At 66.6% G+C, this 22,367-nt stretch carries 18 protein-coding genes and 1 tRNA gene; 11 read left to right on the forward strand and 8 right to left on the reverse strand.

Annotated elements, in window-relative coordinates; translation table 11 throughout:
- Nucleotides 1–71: 71 nt before the first annotated feature.
- The 8 genes from G7A98_RS15450 to ispB form a co-directional block, all read right to left on the reverse strand.
- Nucleotides 72–1,841: a DNA methyltransferase gene (locus tag G7A98_RS15450; protein WP_205596293.1), complete on the reverse strand. Its 1,770-nt coding sequence runs from the start codon at nt 1,839–1,841 to the stop codon at nt 72–74.
- A 96-nt stretch (nt 1,842–1,937) separates the two neighbouring features.
- The gene (locus G7A98_RS15455) at nt 1,938–2,336 is read right to left on the reverse strand and encodes a hypothetical protein (protein WP_205596294.1); all 399 of its coding nucleotides are present in this window, start codon (nt 2,334–2,336) and stop codon (nt 1,938–1,940) included.
- Nucleotides 2,337–2,392: 56 nt separating this feature from the next.
- Nucleotides 2,393–3,706 (reverse strand): AAA family ATPase, encoded by a 1,314-nt coding sequence (locus G7A98_RS15460; protein ID WP_163650580.1) that lies wholly within the window; start codon nt 3,704–3,706, stop codon nt 2,393–2,395.
- 14 nt (nt 3,707–3,720) lie between these two features.
- Nucleotides 3,721–7,155: a BREX system P-loop protein BrxC gene (gene brxC / locus G7A98_RS15465; protein WP_163650581.1), complete on the reverse strand. Its 3,435-nt coding sequence runs from the start codon at nt 7,153–7,155 to the stop codon at nt 3,721–3,723.
- Between the two features lie 51 nt (nt 7,156–7,206).
- On the reverse strand, nt 7,207–7,758 hold the full coding sequence (locus G7A98_RS15470; RefSeq protein WP_163650582.1) for a BREX protein BrxB domain-containing protein: 552 nt from the start codon (nt 7,756–7,758) through the stop codon (nt 7,207–7,209).
- On the reverse strand, nt 7,745–8,569 hold the full coding sequence (locus G7A98_RS15475; RefSeq protein ID WP_205596295.1) for a hypothetical protein: 825 nt from the start codon (nt 8,567–8,569) through the stop codon (nt 7,745–7,747). The genes G7A98_RS15470 and G7A98_RS15475 overlap by 14 nt, the downstream gene beginning before the upstream one ends.
- A 692-nt stretch (nt 8,570–9,261) precedes the next feature.
- Nucleotides 9,262–9,338, reverse strand: a tRNA-Pro gene (locus G7A98_RS15480).
- 68 nt (nt 9,339–9,406) lie between these two features.
- On the reverse strand, nt 9,407–10,381 hold the full coding sequence (gene ispB, locus G7A98_RS15485) for an octaprenyl diphosphate synthase (RefSeq protein ID WP_163650583.1): 975 nt from the start codon (nt 10,379–10,381) through the stop codon (nt 9,407–9,409).
- A gap of 340 nt (nt 10,382–10,721) precedes the next feature.
- Here ispB and rplU point away from each other — a divergent pair, with 340 nt between their 5' ends.
- The 11 genes from rplU (at nt 10,722) to ispH (ending at nt 22,292) form a co-directional block, all read left to right on the forward strand.
- On the forward strand, nt 10,722–11,033 hold the full coding sequence (rplU, locus tag G7A98_RS15490) for a 50S ribosomal protein L21 (protein WP_163650584.1): 312 nt from the start codon (nt 10,722–10,724) through the stop codon (nt 11,031–11,033).
- Between the two features lie 36 nt (nt 11,034–11,069).
- Entirely contained in the window at nt 11,070–11,327 is a 258-nt protein-coding gene (gene rpmA, locus G7A98_RS15495; RefSeq protein WP_163650585.1) for a 50S ribosomal protein L27, read from the forward strand.
- A gap of 98 nt (nt 11,328–11,425) precedes the next feature.
- Entirely contained in the window at nt 11,426–12,622 is a 1,197-nt protein-coding gene (gene cgtA, locus G7A98_RS15500; protein WP_163650586.1) for an Obg family GTPase CgtA, read from the forward strand.
- A gap of 57 nt (nt 12,623–12,679) precedes the next feature.
- Entirely contained in the window at nt 12,680–13,822 is a 1,143-nt protein-coding gene (gene proB, locus G7A98_RS15505) for a glutamate 5-kinase (RefSeq protein ID WP_163650587.1), read from the forward strand.
- Between the two features lie 397 nt (nt 13,823–14,219).
- Nucleotides 14,220–14,486 (forward strand): 30S ribosomal protein S20, encoded by a 267-nt coding sequence (rpsT, locus tag G7A98_RS15510; protein ID WP_163650588.1) that lies wholly within the window; start codon nt 14,220–14,222, stop codon nt 14,484–14,486.
- Between the two features lie 151 nt (nt 14,487–14,637).
- Complete coding sequence (murJ, locus tag G7A98_RS15515) at nt 14,638–16,290, forward strand: murein biosynthesis integral membrane protein MurJ (RefSeq protein WP_163650589.1); 1,653 nt, start codon at nt 14,638–14,640, stop codon at nt 16,288–16,290.
- A gap of 63 nt (nt 16,291–16,353) precedes the next feature.
- A complete protein-coding gene (gene ribF, locus G7A98_RS15520; RefSeq protein WP_163650590.1) occupies nt 16,354–17,403 on the forward strand; it encodes a bifunctional riboflavin kinase/FAD synthetase in 1,050 nt (349 codons plus the stop codon).
- A 9-nt stretch (nt 17,404–17,412) separates the two neighbouring features.
- Nucleotides 17,413–20,247: an isoleucine--tRNA ligase gene (gene ileS / locus G7A98_RS15525; protein WP_163650591.1), complete on the forward strand. Its 2,835-nt coding sequence runs from the start codon at nt 17,413–17,415 to the stop codon at nt 20,245–20,247.
- A gap of 51 nt (nt 20,248–20,298) precedes the next feature.
- On the forward strand, nt 20,299–20,808 hold the full coding sequence (gene lspA, locus G7A98_RS15530) for a signal peptidase II (RefSeq protein ID WP_163650592.1): 510 nt from the start codon (nt 20,299–20,301) through the stop codon (nt 20,806–20,808).
- Nucleotides 20,809–20,833: 25 nt separating this feature from the next.
- Nucleotides 20,834–21,283, forward strand: a complete 450-nt coding sequence (gene fkpB, locus G7A98_RS15535) for an FKBP-type peptidyl-prolyl cis-trans isomerase (RefSeq protein WP_163650593.1) — start codon at nt 20,834–20,836, stop codon at nt 21,281–21,283.
- A 55-nt stretch (nt 21,284–21,338) separates the two neighbouring features.
- Complete coding sequence (gene ispH / locus G7A98_RS15540) at nt 21,339–22,292, forward strand: 4-hydroxy-3-methylbut-2-enyl diphosphate reductase (protein ID WP_163650594.1); 954 nt, start codon at nt 21,339–21,341, stop codon at nt 22,290–22,292.
- Nucleotides 22,293–22,367 lie beyond the last annotated feature (75 nt).

The raw sequence follows: 22,367 nt of genomic DNA on the forward strand, positions 1-22,367 counted from the left end.
GAGACGGAATCGGAGGTCAAAAAATGCTCGCTGACGGCGATAGGGAAAGTGTCGACGCCGGCATCACGGATTCAGGTATTTGTAAAAGTGTAGAGTGCTACGAATGCTCCTGCAGCAGATGCGCTATCAAAACCTCCCTCTCCAAGTCGTGCAGTGAGGTTCCATTTCCATTTTCTCAATAAGCCAATTCTATGGTTTTGATAACGCTTTAGATAAAGCCAGTTTTGAGGCATTACTACTTGAGCAACACCGTTGTCTCTTAAAAGATCATGCATCCGCTCAAGGAAAACATTTGCCAAGTCGTGGCGAGCGTCGTAGAAGCTGTTTTTGCAGAAACTGGATAATATAGGCGATTGTTTTCCTTGCGACAAATAAGGGACGTTGGTTGGTAAGAAATGGTATTGATTGAATAAGATGGAAGCAGCTTTAGCAATACCTTTTGCAATAACCCTTACTTCTGTGGTCTCGGTTTCTTCTTCTGCGAGAGCTCTTGATAAGAGCGGTTCAATATCTTTCCATTTTATTTCAAACAACGATTCACTACTCAAGCTTTTTTCAGGCTGGATCAGACTACCTAGAACAGGAGCCTCTTTAAATTGTGAATAGAGATCGTCTAGTGCTATACGTAAATTAGTATTATCCTCAGCTAGTGCTAGCCATTCGCTTTTTTTCGCATTTATTGGAAGGCCGGAGCAAGCTAGGTGCAGCTCCGGCAACTTGCGATAGCCACCAGTGCCGGGGTACCGCCAAGCGGTGAGGGCCAGGGCGAAAGCAGCCAGCTCCACGCAGCGCTGGTCGATCTCCAGGCCGTGCAGATTGTCGCGCAGCACCGCATCCACGGCGTCGCTGGCGTTCAAGCCCTCCAGCTCCATGCGCATAGGCACCAGCATCAGCAGGGCGGCGACCAGGAAGTGGCCGCTGCCGCAGCAGGGGTCCAGGGTCTTGAGTTCGGCAAGGCTTTCCGGCCAGGCATCGAAGGTGCCGGCGGCAGGCGTCCATTGGCCGGTCTCCTCGTCCTTGACGAAGCGCAGGTACTCCAGCGGCACGCCGGGCAGGCTGGCCTTGTCACGCAGCGCCTGCTCGCTCTCGGCGCTGGCCAGATCGGCTTCCGACAGGCGACGAGCGGCCCACCAGGCGCCCAGGCTGTTATCCAGTAGGAAGCTGACCATGTAGGGCTCGGTGAACAGCTGGGTGACGGCGGGCAGCTCGTCGGCGCCGATTTTCACCTCGGAGCGGTTGATGCGCTCCTTGTTGTCGGTCTGCCAGAACTGGTACACCCAGCCCAGGCTGTCGCTGGCGTGGAAGACCTGCACCGGCAGGCCGGCCAGCAGTTCTTCCAGTTCGCGCTGATACTCGGCGGCCAGGGTGAGCTCGAACACCGGGCTGTCGACGCGGAACACCTGGGGCAGCATGGTGCTGGCCAGCCGAGCGGCCAGGGCCCAGCCGCTGGTGCGCTCGCCTTGTTCAGCTTCCTCTTCCGCCAGCTCCTCGCACTCCTCCAGAGTGACGGCTACGCCGTCGTACATCAACAGCTCGTTCTCGGCCAGGAAGCGGGCGAACAGCATGCGGTGCCAGTGCTCGTAGGCGATCTCGCCGATCAGCCGGGTGACCGCCTGGGCGCCCTCCTTGAGGGGGTCGCCCAGGCTGCGGGCATGGGCGCGAAGCCGGCGGCGCAGGGCGCGCTGGTTGTCACTCAGGTAGCTGGGCGGGGTCTCCTCGCCGACGCCGAGCTGCTCCAGGGCAGCCTCGGCGGCCTGTTCGGCGACAGGTCGCGCCTTGCGCACGGTGCGGTCGAGTTGGTTGCGGAGTGTCTTGTCGAGTGGCTGCATGCTGCTATCCATGTTGCTTCCTTCCACGGTATCCCTGCGAATGCGTGTTCTATTGCATGTGAGCATTGCTGTGCGCATTGATCGGCGGTTAATGCTCAGCCGTGTGCATTACGGCGCCGGTCGGTCGTAGCCGGCAAGATGCTGATCCAACGACCAGATCGTGACGCGGCGCTGCGGGTTCTGCTCACAGAGCCGTTGCCAGTCGTGGATGATGGAGAGATCACCCAGTCCACTGCCCCGGCCGGCGTGGTCGGGAAACTCCGCCAGCCAGGCCTGCAGCTGCTCGGCTTCCAGGAAGTTGATGGGCTTGAAGGGGCTCTCTCCTTTCAATGCCACTCCGACCTGCTGCACGAAGCGTTGGGCACAGGCCCGGCGCTCACGGCCGTCGCCGTGCTGGCCGATATGGTTGCCGGTTTCCAGTATCGTCGCCATGGGCAGAAACAGGGACTCCTGGCGGGTGAGCCGGTCTTCCAGCTCCGCGACGACCTCAACGTATTGACTGTCCATCCCGGGGACCCTGAGGATCTCCACGAATACTGAGGTATCAACGAGACAGATGGCGCTCATCCCTGAGACTCCGTGTCCTGCTTGAGCTCCTCCAGCCAGGCCAGGGCCGCGTCGCGGCGCTGTTCCGGCGAGGTGTCGTCCTTGAGGAAGCGCTCCAGCACCTTGCGAGTCATCAGCTGGCCCAGCGGCCCCTGGGCCACCAGCTCGCTATAGCGCTCCATGTCGCCCAGCCTTACCAGTCGGCTGTCGCCCTGATGCGGGTCTCGGTAGCAGCACAGCACATGAGCCAGGGCCGCATCGGGCAAGGCATCCAGCAGGGCCGGGTTGTGGGAGGTCATCAGCACGCGCAGCTGCCGTTGGCTGGCCACATCGCGAATCTGCTTGACCAGCACATCGGCCCGGCTGGGATGCACGCCGTTGTCGACCTCCTCGATGATCAGCAGCGCACCCTCGGGCGCCGAGAGCAGTGCCGCGCCCACGGCCAGCACCCGCAGGGTCCCGTCGGAGAGGAGCGGAGCATCCATGAAGCGCTGCTGTTCGCCGAAGGTCTCTTCCAGGCTGACCATGACGTCCTGGCGGGGCGTCTCGATAAACTGGATATCGGTGATGTCCTGTTCCGGAAGCGAGCGGATAAAATCGAGCAGTGCCTGCTTACTGCTCGGGATCTGACAAAGTTGGTAGAGCACCGCGGAGAGATTGCTGCCATCCTCCTTGAGGTGCTTGTCGCCGGCGTACTCGTAGTCGCGCATCTGCGCCGGGCGCGGGTCGAGGAAGACGATATTCCGCAGCGTCTCGCGCAGCGCGCGGGTCACCTCGGGAATCAGCTCCTGGGCCTCGGTGTGGGATTGCTGAAAGCGGCCGGGCGTCTCCAGCTGATAGAACACTGCCTGACGGTTGGAACAGGGTATATGCGGCTTGGTGCGCCCACGCCGAAAGTTGTTATAGGCGATGCTGATCTCATCGCTGTGCTCGTTGGGCTCGCTGTCCACCCGGTAGAGGGGCACCTTCTGGTCAGGATGGGTGATCTGCTCGCCCGCCACCACCAGCTGGTCGCTGAGCTGGTCGATGGTGATGGAGAAGTCGCCCCAACCCTCGGGTGCATCGGCCAGGTGCGCCTCCAGCGTGAAGGGCTCGCCGTCCATTCGGAACAGATCACGGGCCTGACCACGCACCACGGTATCGCCGCCCTGGATATCGCGCTCGATATCGTCCAGGCGTTTCCCCTTGGCCAGCCAGTTGAGCAATCGAATGCCCTCCAGGGCGTTGCTCTTGCCCGAGGCGTTGGGGCCGATCAGGAAGGTCAGCGGTGCCAGGTCCAGCCTGGCCTGCCGGTAGCTCTTGAAATTGGTCAGCTGAATGGAGGTCAGCATGGCATGGCCCTCGGTTACTGGGTGATCACCGGCCCGTCCTGCAGGGCCTCGAGCAGCTCACGACGAACGTCCTCCAGCCAGGCATCGATATCGGCCTCACTCTTGAGGGTGCGGCGCGGCAGGTTGACGAACTGCACCTCGGGCTCCATCTCCTCGGCTGCCTTGACCAGCACCTCATCAAAGCGACTGGATAGCGCGGCGATGCGGTCGGCCAGGGCGTCGGGACGCACATGGTTCAGGGTTTCCAGGACCTGGTCGGTGCCGCCGAGGGTGATCTCGGGGGCGTCGTGAGCCGTCAGGCGCTTGGCGGCGAGCAGGTCGTGGCGTTGGTCCGGCGAGAGCTGCTGCCAGTTGTCATCCGCCTCCAGGCGCTGCATTCCGGCGGCATGCTCGTCCGCATAGCGCTGCTGCAGGTCGTTGAAGGTGTCACGGAACTGCTGGGTGAGGTTGGCCAGCAGGGGCTGGACGGGATCCGGGTCGTCCAGCAGCGAGCGGTGCTCGCGGATCTGGCTGACCTGGGCCAGCAACGGCTCGGCGTCGGGCAGGCTCCTGGCGTGGTCGGCCAGGCGCTTGAGTGTGCCCCAGGCGGGTCGGCGCTGCTGGATCTTCTCGGCGGTGGCCTTCCACTCATCGATGGCGGTAAGCAGCTCGCCCTGGTTGCTGACGATGGCCTTGAGCTGGTCGTTACCGCTGCTGGTACGCACGGCTTCCAGGGCATCCAGACGGGGAGCCTCCGGAGCCGGCGGTTCGCCACCTGCCTGTTCGGCCAGGGTTCGGAGCTTGTCGGCGAAATCCGGCGCCTTGGCGGACTCCTCGCCAGACTTGGCCTGCACGCCGAGCTTCTGCATCACCTTGCGGATCTTGATGCGCTCCCCCGCGGAGATGGTCGTGGCCTCCACGCGGAACTCGGTCTTGCCGATGGCGCGACGGTCCAACTCCTGGGGAGAGGTGCCATCGGTGGTGCGGATCTGTCCGGCGACCAGTAGCACCTGCACGGCGCCATCGATGGCGTCCTGGGACCAGCCGTAATCACCGTGCTCGAAATGGTCGCGTATCTCGCTACCCTTCTTGCCGCCGCCGAGGAAACTCAGAACAGCCTTGCATACCGGATGACTCTGGGGCTCGCCATCGTAGCCCACGGCCTTGAGGGCATCGGGAGCGCCCTGCTTGGCCTTGGAATAGACCTTCTCCCAACCGGCGTGGTCGGCCTGATGGAACTTGGGATGCAGGCGGGCCAGGGCGTTCTCGGCGCCTTCCTGAATGGCCTCACGCAGGGTGGCACCGACGATCTCGTTACCGCCGCCTTGGAATACCTGGGCGCCGTTGAAGGCCTCGTCGAGCAGTTCGCGAATGCGCCGCTGGGCGGCATCGCGGGTAGTCTGCATGGCGGCTCGCGCCTCTTCCCCTTCAGGGGTGCCGGGCGTACCGCGGGTCTCCAGGGTCGCGCTGGCGGCCTTGAACTCGATCAGCTGGTTGCGTAGCTCGTCAGCGGAGCGCTTGGGGATGAACACGAACAGGGTGGGGGATTCCGACCCCGCCTGGCGGGCATCGGCACGCACCTGGCTGATGTCATCCGACCAGCCGTTGCGCACCCAGACATAGAGCCTCTCGGCGGCATCCTTGGGCAGCGTCATGTCGAAGACCGGCGAGAGCGGGCGCGGCACCTTGGACTCGCCGTGGTTCACCGTGAGGTTACCGACCTGCTTGGCGAAGTGCTGGCGGATCAGGTCGTCGCGCTCGGTCTCGATCTGGTGGGTGGCGTTGCCCAGGGTGCTCTTGTGGGCGAGGAAGGCGTCGTTCCAGGCGGCGCTCTCCTCGGTCTGGATCCGATACTCGTCGCCCACCTTGATGATGAACTCGCACTCATCGAGAAGATCCGGCAGGCGACTGCGCAGCGAGCTGCTGCCGGCCTTGAGGTCATCGACCAGCAGGTCGGCGATGTTGGCCAGGGTAGGATGCAGGCCGAGCTCGGTGTTGGTGCTGGCGACCTTGTTGATCAGGAACACCACGGCACAGGCTCGCGCCATCAGCTGCTCGTCTTCACTGCCGTTACGCCACTGCTGGGTGGCGTCGTGGAGCTTGCGCGGCAGTGCACGGAACTGCAACAGCTTGTCGGTGGCGTCAAAGTAGAGGTAGTCGCCGGGGATGATGTTGCCCAGCGGGGCGTCCAGGTTGGTCTGGATCGCCTTGTGGATCATGCTGAGCTGGTTGCGCAGCTGGCTGTCGGTACCGGTCTGGTCGAGCACACGCAGGGCGGCGTCCCAGAAGCGACGACGCACCGGCAGGATGGGGTAGTCCTGAGCGAAGTGGCGGGTATCCTCCTGGCGGTGAGCAATGGAAGTCTCGGCCAGGTGGCGGGAGATCTCGCCGAGATTGCCCTCCATCACCTCGGCGACCGGCGCCTTGGCCTCGGGCTTCTTGGCCAGCACCACCTGGCGGAGCACGGCGTCGACGTCGGCATCGGAGAGTTCGATGCGGGTGGTGAAGCGCCCCTGCAGGCGCGCCAGGTTGCTGGTGCCGGTGATGGCGGTCTGGCCGGTGCCGATGAACATCAACCGGCTGCCAATCTCCTTGCAGCAGGCTTCCACCGCTTCCTGAACGTCGATGGAGCGCTGCCCGTCGGTGCCGATGTACTGCTGCACCTCGTCCAGCACCACCAGGGTGAGTGGCATCTTGCCGTCCTGGCTCAGCGCCTGGCGGATGGCCTTGAGCATCTCGTCGCTGCTGATGTCGTTGACGTGGGGGTAGAGGTGGCTAAGGGTCTCGGCGCAGGACTCGACGCTGCTGAAGATCCTCGGCTTGGCGTTGACCAGGGCCTCGTGCAGCGACTCGGCGACGTAGAAGTTGTCGAGCTCTTCCTGCCAGTCGTCGCCGCGGCCGACGACGTCGTCGTGCACCTGGTCGAGAATGCCCTCGTCGCGCAGCCACATCACGAAACGGGCGACCGGATACTGCTGGGGCAGGCCGGCGGCGCGGAAGATGACCGAGAGCAGCGCCAAGCGCACGCTCTTGTCGCGGGAGCTGGCGCCGAGGGTGCCGGAGGCAGCGAACAGACCGCCGTGTCGCTTGCCCTGGGTGGAGAGCTCCTTGAACAGGTCCTGGATCTCCTGGGGCAGGTGGACGAGCCCGCGGGCGGTGGCGCCGTCGTCGAGGGTGACGTCTTCCCACAGGTTGCGCAGCATCTTGGCCATGTGCGATTTGCCCGAGCCGAAGAAGCCGCTGATCCATACGCCGGGCTGCTGGGAGGCCCCCCCGCTCAGGTTGCGCAGGTAGGTGTCGAGGATATCCTGCATGCCCCTGGCGTACTGGCCGTCGCAGACGAAGGTCTCCAGCTCATAGCGCAGCACCGTCTGGGCGCGATCGCTTCTGTCGTCGTTGACGTAGGCGACGCCCTCGTTGACCAGGCGCTGCTGGGATGGGTCCTTTGCGTAGATATCGCGGTTGCGCATGCGTTCTTTTCCCCTGCGAAAGCAAAATTCGAATTCGTGCGTTACGGCGGCTCAGCGGGCGCCGTCGGCGGTGATGGGCGTGGCCAGGTAGTTCCAACCGTCGTAGCCGTCCAGCAGCCGATAGTTGTTGTTCTCGAAGCTGCCCGGGAACAGCACGGCCAGGCGTCCACCGACGTGCGGAGCCAGGCGGTCGACTACCTCCTTGACCTTCAGCAGGCCGAACAGGCTGCCCACCCCGTAGAGCGTTACGGCGTGGTTGTTGCCAACGCCCTGGGCAGACAGCTCGGCGATAAAGCGCGCTTCCAGCCAGTCCAAGTAGCGATGGATCACCGTAGCCAGCTTGGCCGGCGATCTGAAGTACCCTTTGGCATATTTCTGCTCGGCCATCCACAGGGCGAAGGTGTCGGTGAGATCGAAGGCCATCCATTCATGGCCGTTCTGGCGCGTCACCAGCTCGAACTCCCCCAGGTTGGCGCGCAGGCGCAGTTCCTCGGTTTCCGGATAGACGCAGAAGACCACCCGCTGGGCTGCCGCAGCATCGTCGCGCCAGGGCAGGGCGATGAAGCGGCCGTAGGAGTCGATCAGGCGCTTAACCTTGCTCATGGAGGTTCTCCTGCTGAGAGGCAGCCGTGGGTTCGGTGGGCGTCAGGGCCTGGGTGACCACCGGAGCCAGGGCAGGGAAGTCGATATCGATCACGTTGTCGACCCGGCGCATCACTATCCAGCCCTTGGCCGAGGCCTGTGCCGCCAGCTCCAGCAGGCGGTCTTGGCTGGCGTCGAGCAGCTTGCACCAGGGGCTCTGCAGCAGCAGCTCGCCTCGGCCGCCCTGCAACCACGCAAGGTAAAGGGCATAGGCGACAGTGCCTGTCGCAGGCTCCAGATGGGCGCGTACCTTCTTTATACGGCCAAGCAGGTAGCCGACCTGCACCAGGCTGCTGTTGATGTTCTGGGCGACGGACTTCCGTGTCGCCGGACTGAAGCGGCCCGGCCAACGCTGCTCGATGGCCTCCTCGACCGATTCGCGGGTGATCGAGGTGCCGAGCGGCTTGGCGAGAATGGCGGGGGCAAGCTCTCGAAGCAGGGAGTCGCGTGAAGCTGCCGCCAGTAGCGCGAGCTGAGCGCGTGCGGCCTCATCCCGTGACCAGAAGTAGCGCAGGCCGGCGTGAATCGGGTTGGCAGGGTCGAGGCCATAGAGATCGGCCAGATGGCTGGCCGTCAGCTGACGGGTGCGGCCGGAGCGCTTGGAGAGGCAGTTGGCATCGCGGATGGCGGCCAGGTACTCCTCCTTGCCGGCCTCTTCGGCGACATGGTCGAACAGGGTGCTGAGCTCGCTGAGCATGAGGGTGCGAGCCGTGTGAGTGCTGCCCTGCCGGGTCATGAATCCCAGGCGCTTGAGTGTCGCTTGATCACGCATCGGACTTGCTGCCCTCGCTGGTATTGCCGTTGCGGGCCCTGGGGCTCACCTTGCGGCTATTTCTGCCGAAGGAGGTACCGACTTCGTGGGCATGAAGCCACTTCTCCTTCATATGCAGTGCTCCGATGAGTCAGGTGAGGGATGATTGGAACCTTGCTCGTGCGATTGTAACGGAATAAAGCTGGCTGTAGATGTGCTGGCAGAGCCTGAGGTCTTACGAAAAGCTGCCCCAGCAACAAGGGGAAAGGATTCCTCCGTGATCTTCGGGAGGAGACGGTCAGGCTGCCGCCCGGCCACAAGGTGTCCAGTTTATCAGGGGCTTAGATGAGCTGGCGGCGGCCAAAGGGCGTGGTCAACCTGCTGCCCCACGCGGGCATGCAGCTGGAGCACCAAGTGGAGGCGTGCCTTTAACCGCCATAGCACCCCTTGGCGTGTAGGCTGGGACGATGGTGAACGGTGGGTCCATCACGCCGCCAAGGAAAGAGGGTGCGTCATTCCGAGCAGACGGACGACGCCCCGGTGCAGTGCCTGCTGCTTGAGCACTGGTAGTGAGGCTGCAGAATCGTGCGGTATGGGTTGGTCTGGTCAGAAGGCAGACTTCGCTGCTTGCTACCTATTTGCTACCCAAACGCGCAGCAACGAAAAACGGCCACCGCTCCAATGAGCTAAGTGGCCGTTTTTACTGATGTTCCTGGTCGGAGTAGCAGGATTCGAACCTACGACCTCTGCCTCCCGAAGGCAGCGCTCTACCAAGCTGAGCTATACTCCGTGTCGCTGGGCGTGTGCCTCAACGGGGCTGCATTATACGCATCGCGGCGCACTTGGCAACCCCCTGATTCAGGCTTTGCGTTCGACGGCCAGGTGCGCCAGGGTCGCGAGGGTGTCGCGATAGCGGCTGGCGGGCAGTGCCTCGAGCTGGGCCAGCGCCCTGGCGGCCATGTCCTCGGCGCGCTGGCGGGTGTAGTCCAGCGCGCCGGTCTCGTCGATGATCGCCAGCACCTCGTCGAGCGAATCGAGCCCGCCCTTGCGGATCGCCTTGCGGATCAGCGCGGCCTGTTCGGCGTTGCCCTCGCGCATGGCGTGGATCAGCGGCAGGGTCGGCTTGCCCTCGGCGAGATCGTCGCCGACGTTCTTGCCCATGGTGCCGGCGTCGCCCTGGTAGTCGAGCAGGTCGTCGATGAGCTGGAAGGCCAGGCCCAGATGGCGGCCGTAGAGGCGCAGGGCCTCCTCCTGCTCCGGCGTGGCGCCGGCGAGCACGGCGCCGCTGTGGGAGGCGGCCTCGAAGAGCATCGCCGTCTTGCCGGTGATGGTCTCGAAGTAGGCGGCCTCGTCGACGTCGGGATTGCCGACGTTGGTCAGCTGCAGGACTTCGCCTTCGGCGATGGTACAGGTGGCCGCGGAGAGGATCTGCATGACCCGCATCGAGCCGATCTCGACCATCATCTGGAACGAGCGCGAGTAGAGGAAGTCGCCGACCAGCACCGAGGGGGCGTTGCCCCAGTTCTCGTTGGCGGTGGTGCGGCCGCGTCGCAGGCTCGACTCGTCGACCACGTCGTCGTGGAGCAGCGTCGAGGTGTGCATGAACTCGATCAGCGTGGCCAGGCGGATGTGGGCGTCGCCGGCGTAGTCCAGCGCGCGTGCGGACAGGAGTACCAGCAGCGGGCGCAGGCGCTTGCCGCCGCTGTCGATGATGTACTGGCCGATGGTCTCGACGAGCGGTACCCGCGAGTGCAGCTGGTCGAGGACCGTGCGATCGACGGCGGCGAAATCCTCGGCCACCGCGGCATGAATGGGCGATGCGTTGGGTTGCATGTCGTGGGCTGTGGTCCTGGAGTTGGGGCCCGGCAAGCGCCGGGCGCTGGCCGAGGGCGTCGTCGTGAAACGGACGAGGCTCTGAGCGCCCGGCAAGCGTGCGGCAGTCGAACCCGGGGCCGGCCTAGGCTTGTCGCTATGCTATGAGGGGGGGTGGGGGGCGTCAAGGCGAGGCGCCGTGCGGCGTGGCGCCCGATCGAGCCTCTTGCCGCCGTGGTCGGCGACGGTTATAATCCGCGACCCTACTCATCATGCTCCCTGTCAGATGGCTGCCGGAAGGGGCGCCACTCGCCGCAGGTCGATGAAGAGCCCATCCCCCGATGAGTGTCTGGAGAGCAACATGTACGCTGTTATCAAGAGTGGCGGTAAGCAGTACCGCGTCCAGGAAGGCCAGACCCTGAAGCTCGAGAAGCTTGAAGTGGCCACCGGCGACAGCCTCGATTTCGACCAGGTGCTGCTGGTCGCCGACGGCGACGACGTCAAGGTCGGCGCGCCGCTGGTCGACGGTGCCAAGGTGACCGCCGAAGTCGTGTCCCACGGTCGTGGCGAGAAGGTCAACATCCTCAAGTTCCGTCGTCGCAAGCACTCCATGCGTCGTCAGGGCCACCGTCAGTGGTTCACGGAAGTCAAGATCACCGGGATCTCCGCGTAAGCGGCAGTACTCCCCCGAACGAGCGAGGTATTTGCAATGGCTCACAAGAAGGCAGCCGGTAGTACGCGCAACGGCCGCGACTCCGAATCCAAGCGTCTGGGTGTCAAGCTGTTCGGTGGCCAGGCCGTCGCGCCGGGCAACATCATCGTGCGTCAGCGCGGCACCCGGTTCCACGCCGGTACCGGCGTCGGCATCGGCAAGGACCACACCTTGTTCGCCCTGGACGAAGGCGTGGTCAAGTTCGAGACCAAGGGTCCGAAGAACCGCAAGTTCGTGAGCGTCGTCTCCGCCTGAGACCGTCGCGAATCGACGCAGGAAGGCCTCGCCATCCGGCCCCGCCATGGCGGGGCCTTCTTGTATCATGACGGCCTGTGCCGTCGGGAGAGTGTCCAATGCAATTCGTCGACGAAGCATCGATCATCGTGGAGGCCGGCAACGGCGGCAAGGGCTGCCTGAGCTTCCGCCGCGAGAAGTTCGTGCCCAAGGGCGGGCCGGACGGCGGCGACGGCGGCCACGGCGGCAGTGTCTACCTGATCGGCGACGACGCGCTGAACACCCTGATCGATTTCAAGTATCAGCGCTTCTACAAGGCCCCCAACGGTCAGCCGGGGCAGGGCCGCCAGATGAGCGGCAAGGCCGGCGACGACCTGCACGTCAAGGTGCCGGTGGGCACCACGGTGATCGACGAGGATACCCTCGAGGTGATCGCCGATGTCACCGAGTCCGGTCAGGTTGTGCTGGTCGCCCAGGGCGGGCGTCGCGGGCTGGGCAATATCCACTTCAAGTCCTCGACCAATCGCGCGCCGCGCAAGACCACGCCGGGCACGCCGGGCGAGCGGCGCAACCTGCGTCTGGAAATGAAGGTGATGGCCGATGTCGGCCTGCTGGGCATGCCCAATGCCGGCAAGTCGACGCTGATCCGCGCCGTGTCGGCCGCCAAGCCCAAGGTCGCCAACTACCCGTTCACCACGCTGGTGCCCAACCTCGGGGTGGTCAAGCTGGGCACCCATGAGCACTTCGTGATGGCCGACGTGCCGGGGCTGATCGAGGGTGCCTCCGACGGCGCCGGGCTGGGGCTGCGCTTTCTCAAGCACCTGACCCGCACGCGGCTGCTGCTGCACGTGGTCGATGTGGCGCCGTTCGACGAGTCCGACCCGGTCGAGTCGGCCCGGGCCATCGCTCGCGAGCTCGAGCAGTTCTCGCCGGCCCTGGCCGAGCGGCCGCGCTGGCTGGTGCTCAACAAGCTCGACCTGCTGCCCGAGGACGAGCGCGAGGCACGCGCCGAGGCGATCGTCGCGGCGCTGGCCTGGGAAGGACCGGTGTTCCGCATCTCGGCGATCGCCGCCGAGGGGACGCGGCCGCTGGTGGAGGCGGTGCACCGCTGGCTGACCGACCAGCGCATCCTCGAGACCGAGGACGAGGTGGTCGCTGAGCGCGAGCGCGAGATGCGCGCACGCATGGAGGCCGAGGCGGTGGCGCGCGCCGAGTCGCGGTTGAGCCGCAAGCGCAAGCCGGCCCGCGAGGACGTGGACGACGATGACGACTTCGACGACGACGATTACGATGTCGAGGTCGAGTACGCCCCCTGAGGCGACGGGTGCCTGTCGGGCGCCCCGGGCCGGGACAGCAGTGGAGTCGAGGAGAGGATGCAGAGCAACGACGAGCGGGCGCCGGGACGCGAGGCGCTGACCGGCGCGCGGCGCGTGGTGGTGAAGATCGGCAGCGCGCTGCTGACCGATGACGGTCGCGGCCTCGACGAGCCGGCCATCGGCGGCTGGGTCGACCAGATCGCCGCGCTGCATGCACGCGGCATCGAGGTGGTGCTGGTCTCCTCCGGCGCGGTGGCGGCGGGCATGGCGCAGCTCGGCTGGAGCGTGCGTCCCTCGGCGGTCCACGAGCTGCAGGCCGCCGCGGCGGTGGGCCAGACCGGCCTGGCGCAGTGCTATCAGGGCCACTTCGCCCGTCACGAGCTGCGCAGCGCCCAGGTGCTGCTGACCCACGACGACCTGTCCAACCGCAAGCGCTACCTCAACGCGCGCTCCGCGCTGCGCACCCTGGTCGACCTGCGGGTGATCCCGGTGGTCAACGAGAACGACACCGTGGTCACCGACGAGATCCGCTTCGGCGACAACGACACCCTGGGCGCACTGGTGGCCAACCTGCTCGAGGCCGATGCCCTGGTCATCCTCACCGACCAGGAAGGGCTCTACGACGCCGACCCGCGCCACAACCCGCAGGCCGCGCTGATTCCCGAGGGGCGCGCCGACGACCCGCGGCTGGCGGCGATGGCCGGCGGCGGCGGCGTGCTGGGGCGTGGCGGCATGACCACCAAGATCCGCGCGGCCCGGCTGGCGGCGCGCTCCGGGGCGGTGACGGCGATCGCCGGCGGCCGCCAGGCGGACGTGCTGACCCGGCTGATCGACGGCGAGCGGCTGGGCACGCTGCTGCGGCCCGAGCACGCGCCGCTGGCCGCGCGCAAGCGCTGGCTCGCCGGGCAGTTGAAGGTGCGCGGCACCCTGACTCTGGATGCCGGTGCGGTGAGCGTGCTGCGCGATCGCGGCTCGAGCCTGCTGCCGGTGGGCGTGCGGGCTGTCGAGGGGCATTTCGTGCGCGGCGACATGGTGGTCTGTGTCGACGAGCAGGGCGAGCGGGTGGCCAAGGGGCTGGTCAACTACGGCAGCGATGCGGCGGCGCGCCTGCTCGGCCAGCCGAGCCACCAGATCGAGGCGATCCTCGGCTACATGGAAGCCCCGGAGCTGATCCATCGCGACAACCTGGTGGTGCTGTAGCGGTATACCCCCCCCCATCAGGTGTTCACGGGCGCTCCCTCCGGCCAGTCGGAGCAAGCCAGGCTGGCCGGCCTGCCGGAGTAGTCTGTGGGAGGGGATTCATCCCCGACAACGGCGGCCCGGTGGCGGCTTCATCGCGACTGAAGTCGCTCCCACGGCCTGGCTGGCCCTCGCCCGCCGACTTTTCGGATAGCCCCGCCGGCCGGAAGTGTGCCGCGGGACTCGACTCAGGCACCGCGCGGGCTGTGGCAAGCCCCGGGGCGCCGTGCTAGAATGCCGCATCCTCTCAGACATGGCCCGTGGTTGTTGAGCGGCCAAACCGCTTCGGCGGATCCGAAGAGTCGAAGCCGGTCAAAGACTTATCTACCGAATTTAGCGATTCTCCAAGGAGATTACGGTGGCGAATACCAAGCAAGCCCAGAAGCGCGCGCGCCAGGCGGAACAGCGTCGCAAGCACAACGCCAGCCAGCGCAGCATGGTGCGGACCTACGTCAAGCGTGTGATCAAGGCGATCCAGACCGGCGATCACGCCCAGGCCATGGACGCGTTCAAGGCGGCGCAGCCGGTCATCGACCGCATCGCCGACAAGGACGCGCTGTCCAAGAAGAAGGCGGCCCGCATCAAGAGCCGTCTCAACAAGCGGATCAAGGCGCTGGCGGCCTGAGCCGGTGTCGCTGAGCCGATGACCGTCGGCGCGCCCGACGGTCACGGGTTCTCGAAAAACCGGCTACGGCCGGTTTTTTTGTGCGTGCCACCCGTGTGCGTGCCACCCGCGTGCGTGCCGCCGGTGGCGTGAGGGTCAGCAAGGAGGCGTGATGGCCGAGCAGCAAGCCCAGTCCGGTCGCCGCGTGACCGCCGATGACGTCACCGGCGTCTCGCCCGCCGCGGGTGACGGCGGCCCCGAGTCGGCCCCGGGCAGGGCGGCATCGCGTCGCGGGGGGCTGCTGCGCTCGGGGCTGGTGGTCAGCGTGATGACCATGATCTCGCGGGTGATGGGGCTGGTGCGCGACGTGACCATCGCCGCGCTGTTCGGGGCCGGCAGCGGCGCCGATGCCTTCTTCGTGGCGTTCAAGATCCCCAACTTCATGCGCCGGCTGTTCGCCGAGGGGGCCTTCAACCAGGCCTTCGTGCCGGTGCTCTCCGAGTACGCCACGCAGCGTACCCGCGAGGAGGTGCGCGAACTGCTCGATGCGGTCTCGGGGAGCCTGACGCTGGTCCTGGCCCTGCTCACCGCCCTGGCGATGCTGGCCGCGCCCTGGCTGGCCTGGCTGTTCGCGCCGGGCTTCGGCCGCGATCCCGAGAAGCTGGCGCTGACCGCCGACATGCTGCGGCTGACGTTTCCCTACCTGCTGCTGATCTCGCTGACGGCGTTTTCCGGCAGCGTGCTCAATACCTGGAATCGCTTCGCCGTACCGGCCTTCACCCCGGTGCTGCTCAACCTGGTGCTGATCGGCGCCGCGGTGTGGCTGACCCCGTGGATGGCGGTGCCGTCGATGGCCCTGGCCTGGGGGGTGCTGATCGCCGGGGCGGCCCAGCTGGCCTTTCAGGTGCCGTTCCTGGCGCGTCAGGGGCTGCTGCCGCGGCCCTGGCCGCGCTTTCGCCATCCCGGCGTGCGGCGCGTCCTGTGGCTGATGGCGCCGGCCCTGTTCGGGGTCTCGGTGTCGCAGGTCAATCTGCTGCTGGATACCGTGCTGGCCTCGCTGCTCGCCTCGGGGAGCGTGTCGTGGCTCTACTATTCGGATCGCCTGGTGGAGCTGCCGCTGGGGGTGTTCGGTGTGGCGATCGGCACGGTGATCCTGCCGGCGCTGTCCAAGCGCCATGCCGAGCAGTCCCGCGAGCATTTCGCGAAGATGCTCGACTGGTCGCTGCGCGCCGTGCTGCTGCTGGGCCTGCCGGCGGCGCTGGCGCTGGTGGTGCTCGCCGAGCCGCTGCTGGTCAGCCTGTTCCACTACGGGGCGATGACCGACCACGACATCGTCATGGCGTCGAGGAGCCTGCGCGCCTATGCGCTGGGGCTGGTGGCCTTCATGCTGATCAAGGTCCTGGCGCCGGGCTACTTCGCCCGCCAGGACACTGCCACGCCGGTGAAGATCGGCATCGTCGCCATGGTCGCCAACATGGCCTTCAACCTGGCGCTGATCCTGCCGCTGGCGCATGCCGGGCTGGCGCTGGCCACCTCGGCGTCGGCCTTCGTCAATGCCGGGTTGCTGGCCCGGGGGTTGCGCCGGCGCGGCGTGCTGGTCTTCCAGCCCGGCTGGGGGCGCTATGCCTTGCAGCTGACGGGCGGTTGCGCCCTGATGGTGGGCGGGCTGTGGTGGCTGTCGCCGGACTGGCATGTGTGGCTCGACTGGAGTGTCTGGCGCCGCGCGGCCTGGCTCGCGGCCCTGGTGGTCGGCGGGGCCGCGACCTACTTTGCCTGGCTGTGGGCGACCGGGGTGCGCCTGCGTGACTTTCGCCTGCAGGGGTGATGGCGGCTGTCAAGCCCCATCCCCTTCGTTATAATCGACGATTTGATGATGCCCGAGCGACGTATGCAACTGATCCGCGGTCTGCACAATCTGAAAGCGCATCACCGGGGATGCGTGGCGACCATCGGCAACTTCGATGGCGTGCATCGCGGTCATCAGGCGATCCTCGACCAGCTGCGCGACCGGGCGCGGGCGCTGGCGCTGCCGGTGACCGTGGTGATCTTCGAGCCGCAGCCACGCGAGTACTTCGCCGGCGACCAGGCGCCGCCGCGGCTGACCCGGCTGCGCGACAAGGTGCGCCTGCTCGCCGAGCACGGCGCCGAGCGCATCGTCTGCCTGCCCTTCAACGAGGCGCTGCGCAGCCTGACCGCCCGGGCCTTTGTCGATCGCGTGCTGCTCGAGGGGCTGGGCGTGCGCCATCTGGTGGTGGGCGACGACTTCCGCTTCGGCTGCGATCGGCGCGGGGACTTCGCCCTGCTGCGCGAGATCGGCGAGCAGGAAGGCTTCGGGGTCGAGCACACCCGGACCTTCCTGCTCGACGACGAGCGGGTCTCCAGCACCCGCATCCGCACGCTGCTGGCCAGCGGCAACTTCTACCAGGCCGCACGGCTGCTGGGGCGGCCCTATCGCTTCATCGGCCGGGTCGTCGCCGATCGCCAGCTGGGGCGCACCATCGGCGTGCCCACCGCCAACGTGCCGCTGCTGCCCGGGCCGCTGGCCCTGCGCGGGGTCTATGCGGTGCTGACCCGGCTCGCCGACGGGCGCTGCCTGCCGGGGGTGGCGAACGTCGGCTGGCGGCCCACGGTCGGGGCCTCGCGCCCGGTGCTGGAGGTGCATCTGTTCGATGTCGACGAGGACCTCTACGGCCAGGTGATCGAGGTGCTGCCCTGCGCCCGGCTGCGCGGCGAGCTGACCTTCGACGGCCTCGAGGCGCTCAAGCACCAGATCACCCTCGACCAGGCGCGCGCGCGGGCCTACTTTCGTCAACACGCCGTCGCCTCGGGGCATGACGGCGGGGCGTGTCTCTCCGAGCTGGCCTCGGCGCCGCTGGCGCCGGGTTCCACGACTTCCGATTTCCCGGCGGATGCGTCCGCCGACAACGATGACGGCTGACCCAAGGCTATGAGCGACTACAAGCACACTCTCAACCTGCCAGAAACCGACTTCCCGATGCGCGGCAATCTGCCCAAGCGGGAACCGGCGCGCCTCCAGCGCTGGCAGGAGCTCGATCTCTACCAGCGCCTGCGCGAGGCGGGGCGGGATCGCCAGTCCTTCGTGCTGCACGATGGCCCTCCGTATGCCAACGGCAGCATTCACATCGGGCATGCCGTCAACAAGATCCTCAAGGACATCATCATCAAGGCCAAGGGGCTGGCCGGTTTCGACGCGCCCTACGTGCCGGGCTGGGACTGCCACGGGCTGCCCATCGAGCACAAGATCGAGACGCTGCACGGCAAGCACCTGCCGCCGGACGAGGCGCGTGCGCTGTGCCGCGAGTACGCCGCCGAGCAGATCGACGGCCAGCGCAAGGACTTCGTGCGCCTGGGCGTGGTGGGCGACTGGGCGCATCCGTACCGCACCATGGATTTCGCCAACGAGGCGGGCGAGGTACGCGCGCTGGCCGAGATGGTCCGCCACGGCTACGTGTTCAAGGGCCTGAAACCGGTCAACTGGTGTTTCGACTGCGGCTCGGCGCTGGCCGAGGCCGAGGTCGAGTACGCCGACAAGAAGTCCGACGCCATCGACGTGGCCTTCGCCGCCGATGACCCCGCGGCGCTGGCCGAGGCCTTCGGTCTCGACGCCCTGAGCAAGCCGGCGGCGGTGGTGATCTGGACCACCACGCCCTGGACCATCCCCGCCAACCAGGCACTCAACGTGCACCCCGAGGTGAACTACGCGCTGGTCGATACCGGCGAGCGGCTGCTGGTGCTCGCCGAGGACCTGGTCGACAGCAGCCTCGAGCGCTTCGGGCTGAGCGGCGAGACGCTGGCCACCACCACCGGGGCGCGCCTCGAGAACCTGCGCTTCCGCCATCCGTTCTACGATCGCCTGTCGCCGGTGTACCTGGGCGATTACGTGGCCACCGACGCGGGGACCGGCATCGTCCACTCGGCGCCGGCCTACGGCGAGGACGACTTCGTCACCTGCCGTGCCTACGGCATGGACTTCGACGAGATCCGCAACCCGGTGCAGAGTGACGGCGTCTACGCCGACGATCTGCCGTTCTTCGGCGGCCAGTTGATCTGGAAGGCCAACCCGCAGATCGTCGCCAAGCTGGAGGAAGTCGGGGCGCTGCTCGCCCACGAGAAGATCACCCACAGCTACATGCACTGCTGGCGCCACAAGACGCCGGTGATCTACCGCGCCACCGCGCAGTGGTTCGTGGGCATGGACATTCGCGGCGAGGACGGCAAGACCCTGCGCGAGCGAGCCCTGGAAGGCATCGAGGCCACCCAGTTCATTCCGGCCTGGGGCAAGGCACGGCTGCACAGCATGATCGCCAACCGGCCCGACTGGTGCATCTCGCGCCAGCGCAACTGGGGCGTGCCGATCCCGTTCTTCCTGCACAAGGCCACCGGCGAGCTGCATCCGCGCACGCTGGAGCTGATGGAAGCCGTGGCGCAGCGCATCGAGGCCGAGGGCATCGACGCCTGGTTCCGGCTCGACGCCGCCGAGCTGCTCGGCGACGAGGCCGCCGACTACGAGAAGACCACCGACACCCTCGACGTGTGGTTCGACTCCGGCACCACCCACTGGCACGTGCTGCGCGGCTCCCACGCCCTCGGCCATGCCCGGGGGCCGCGGGCCGACCTGTATCTGGAAGGTTCCGACCAGCATCGCGGCTGGTTCCACTCCTCGCTGCTCACCGGCTGCGCGATCGACGGCCATCCGCCCTACAAGGGGCTGCTGACCCACGGCTTCACCGTCGACGCCCACGGCCGCAAGATGTCCAAGTCGGTGGGCAACGTGATCGCCCCGCAGGAGGTGATGGACAAGCTGGGCGCCGACATCCTGCGCCTGTGGGTAGCCTCCACCGACTACTCGGGCGAGATGGCGGTCTCCGACGAGATCCTCAAGCGCACCGCCGATGCCTACCGGCGCATCCGCAACACCGCGCGCTTCCTGCTCGCCAACCTCAACGGCTTCGACCCCGCGCGTGACGCCGTGGCCTTCGATGATCTGCTGGCGCTGGACCAGTGGGTAGTCGACCGCGCCGCGCAGCTGCAGTCACGCATCGAGACGGCCTACGCCGAGTACCGCTTCCTCGAGGTCTACCAGCAGGTGCATACCTTCTGCTCGCGGGAGCTGGGCGGCTTCTATCTGGACGTGATCAAGGACCGCCAGTACACCACCCAGGCCGACTCGCTGGCACGGCGCAGCTGCCAGACCGCGCTGTATCACGTGGTCGAGGCGCTGTCGCGCTGGGTGGCGCCGATCCTCAGCTTCACCGGCGAGGAGATCTACGAGCACATCCCCGGCGAGCGTCGCGAGAGCGTGCTGCTCGAGACCTTCTACGCCGGCCTGGCGACCCTCGACGACGGCGCCGCGTTCGGCCGCGAGTTCTGGGAGCGGGTGCTGCAGGTCAAGCAGGCGGTCAACAAGTGCCTGGAGGACGCCCGCAACGCCAAGCGCATCAAGAGCGGGCTGTCCGCCGAGGTCACCCTCTACGCCGCCGACGACCTGCGCGAGACGCTGGGTCGGCTGGGCGACGAGCTGCGCTTCGTGCTGCTGACCAGCGAGGTGCATCTGGCCTCGCGGGACGCCGCCGGCGACGACGCCGAGGCCACCGAGCTGGAGGGGCTGGCCGTGGCGGTGGCCGCCAGCGCGCATGCCAAGTGCGAGCGCTGCTGGCACCATCGCCCGGACGTCGGCACGCATGCCGAGCATCCGGACCTGTGCGGGCGCTGCATCAGCAACCTGCCGGACGGCCCCGGCGAGGTTCGCCGCTATGCCTGAGGCGGGCGCGGCAATCGAGTCCAGGGGGATTTCCTCGTGAAGGAGCAGGCGATGACGCGTCGCGAAGGCGAGGCCGTGCCCATGCGGCAACCGTTGCGCTGGCTGCTGCTGTCGGCGCTGGTGATCATCCTCGACCTGGGCAGCAAGCTGCTGGCCAGTGCGCTGCTGACCTACGCCCGGCCGGTCGAGGTGCTGCCGGTGTTCAACCTGACCCTGCTGCACAATCCCGGCGCGGCGTTCAGCTTCCTGGCCGGCCACGACGGCTGGCAGCGCTGGCTGTTCGCGCTGATCGCGGTCGGGGCCAGCGCGGGCCTGACCGTGTGGCTGACCCGCCTGAAGCGCGGCGAGACCTGGCTGGCCGCCGCGCTGGCGCTGATCATCGGCGGCGCCCTGGGCAATCTCTACGACCGGCTGGTGCACGGCTACGTGGTGGACTTCCTGTCCTTCCACTGGGGAAGCCACTACTTCCCCGCCTTCAACCTGGCCGATACCGCGATCACCCTGGGGGCGCTGGGGCTGATCGTCGAATCCCTGCGTGACGCCCGGCGCGCCCGGGCGTGACATTCTGCATAGCGAGTCTGCGAGCATGAGCGACTATCGGATCGGTGACGGCATGGAAGTCACCCTGCACTTCACCCTCGAACTCGAGGACGGCACGGTGGTCGATTCCACCCGAGACAAGCAGCCGGCCACCTTCCAGGTGGGCGACGGCAACCTGCCGCCGGGCTTCGAGCAGCCCATCCAGGGGATGGCCGCCGGCGAGTCGGGGCGCTTCACCATCACCCCCGAGCACGGTTTCGGCCAGCACAACCCGCAGAACGTGCAGTCGATCCCTCGCGACAGCTTCGAGGACACCGACGAGCTGGAGGAAGGGCTGGTGATGTCCTTCGCCGACCCGGCCGGCGGCGAGCTGCCGGGGGTGATCGCCGAGATCGGCGAGAAGCGCGTCGAGGTCGACTTCAACCATCCGCTGGCGGGGCGTACCCTGACCTTCGCGGTGGAGGTGATCGACGTGCGTCCCGCCACGACTCATTGACCATCCCCGCTGTCCCATTTCTTCACGATACGCGGCGTATCAAGCGAGGCCCTTCATGCAGATCAAGCTGGCCAACCCCCGCGGCTTCTGTGCCGGCGTCGATCGCGCCATCGACATCGTCGACCGGGCGCTCGACGTGCTCGGCCCGCCCATCTACGTGCGCCACGAGGTGGTGCACAACCGCTACGTGGTGGAAAGCCTGCGCGAGCGGGGCGCCATCTTCGTCGACGAGCTCGACGAGGTGCCCGACGACGTCACCGTGATCTTCTCCGCCCACGGTGTCTCGCGCGCCGTGCAACAGGAGGCCGAGCGCCGCGGGCTCAAGGTCTTCGACGCCACCTGCCCGCTGGTCACCAAGGTGCACATGGAAGTGCTGCGTTATGCCAAGCGTGGCCAGGAGTGCATCCTGATCGGCCACGCCGGCCATCCCGAGGTGGAAGGCACCATGGGGCGTTACGACACCTCCCACGGCGGTGCCATCTATCTGGTCGAGGACGCCGACGACGTGGCCTCGCTGGAGGTCAAGGATCCCGAACTACTGGCCTTCGTCACCCAGACCACGCTGTCGATGGACGATACGGCACGGGTGATCGATGCCCTGCGCGCCAAGTTTCCCGCCATCGACGGGCCGCGCAAGGACGACATCTGCTACGCCACCCAGAACCGTCAGGACGCCGTGCGCGAACTGGCCGCCGCGTCCGATCTGGTGCTGGTGGTGGGCAGCGTCAACAGCTCCAACTCCAACCGCCTGCGCGAACTCGCCGAGCGCATGGGTACCCCGGCGCGGCTGATCGACGATGCCGGCCTGATCGACGAGGCCTGGCTCGACGGCATCGGGACCGTGGGTATCACCGCCGGCGCCAGCGCCCCCGAGGTACTGGTGGAAGGCGTGATCGCCCGGTTGCGCGAGCTGGGCGCCGAGGCGCCCGAGGAACTCGTCGGTCAGGAAGAGACGATCACCTTTTCCATGCCGCGGGAGCTGAGAGAACAGGTCATCGTCAGCGGGTAGGTTTCAACGCGGGATCGTTCTAGAGTCGGGCTTCGGCCCGACTTTTTTGTGAGACTTTCTCGCCATTCTGTATCA

The organism is Modicisalibacter sp. 'Wilcox', assembly GCF_010993675.1.
Taxonomy (GTDB): Bacteria; Pseudomonadota; Gammaproteobacteria; order Pseudomonadales; family Halomonadaceae; genus Modicisalibacter; species Modicisalibacter tunisiensis.

Bases quoted from the DNA above. Each gene is read 5' to 3' on its own strand.
- G7A98_RS15450 (WP_205596293.1), bottom strand. From the start codon at position 1,841: ATGGATAGCAGCATGCAGCCACTCGACAAGACACTCCGCAACCAACTC.
- G7A98_RS15455 (WP_205596294.1), bottom strand. From the start codon at position 2,336: ATGGACAGTCAATACGTTGAGGTCGTCGCGGAGCTGGAAGACCGGCTC.
- G7A98_RS15460 (WP_163650580.1), bottom strand. From the start codon at position 3,706: ATGCTGACCTCCATTCAGCTGACCAATTTCAAGAGCTACCGGCAGGCC.
- brxC (WP_163650581.1), bottom strand. From the start codon at position 7,155: ATGCGCAACCGCGATATCTACGCAAAGGACCCATCCCAGCAGCGCCTG.
- G7A98_RS15470 (WP_163650582.1), bottom strand. From the start codon at position 7,758: ATGAGCAAGGTTAAGCGCCTGATCGACTCCTACGGCCGCTTCATCGCC.
- G7A98_RS15475 (WP_205596295.1), bottom strand. From the start codon at position 8,569: ATGCGTGATCAAGCGACACTCAAGCGCCTGGGATTCATGACCCGGCAG.
- ispB (WP_163650583.1), bottom strand. From the start codon at position 10,381: ATGCAACCCAACGCATCGCCCATTCATGCCGCGGTGGCCGAGGATTTC.
- rplU (WP_163650584.1), top strand. From the start codon at position 10,722: ATGTACGCTGTTATCAAGAGTGGCGGTAAGCAGTACCGCGTCCAGGAA.
- rpmA (WP_163650585.1), top strand. From the start codon at position 11,070: ATGGCTCACAAGAAGGCAGCCGGTAGTACGCGCAACGGCCGCGACTCC.
- cgtA (WP_163650586.1), top strand. From the start codon at position 11,426: ATGCAATTCGTCGACGAAGCATCGATCATCGTGGAGGCCGGCAACGGC.
- proB (WP_163650587.1), top strand. From the start codon at position 12,680: ATGCAGAGCAACGACGAGCGGGCGCCGGGACGCGAGGCGCTGACCGGC.
- murJ (WP_163650589.1), top strand. From the start codon at position 14,638: ATGGCCGAGCAGCAAGCCCAGTCCGGTCGCCGCGTGACCGCCGATGAC.
- ribF (WP_163650590.1), top strand. From the start codon at position 16,354: ATGCAACTGATCCGCGGTCTGCACAATCTGAAAGCGCATCACCGGGGA.
- ileS (WP_163650591.1), top strand. From the start codon at position 17,413: ATGAGCGACTACAAGCACACTCTCAACCTGCCAGAAACCGACTTCCCG.
- lspA (WP_163650592.1), top strand. From the start codon at position 20,299: ATGACGCGTCGCGAAGGCGAGGCCGTGCCCATGCGGCAACCGTTGCGC.
- fkpB (WP_163650593.1), top strand. From the start codon at position 20,834: ATGAGCGACTATCGGATCGGTGACGGCATGGAAGTCACCCTGCACTTC.
- ispH (WP_163650594.1), top strand. From the start codon at position 21,339: ATGCAGATCAAGCTGGCCAACCCCCGCGGCTTCTGTGCCGGCGTCGAT.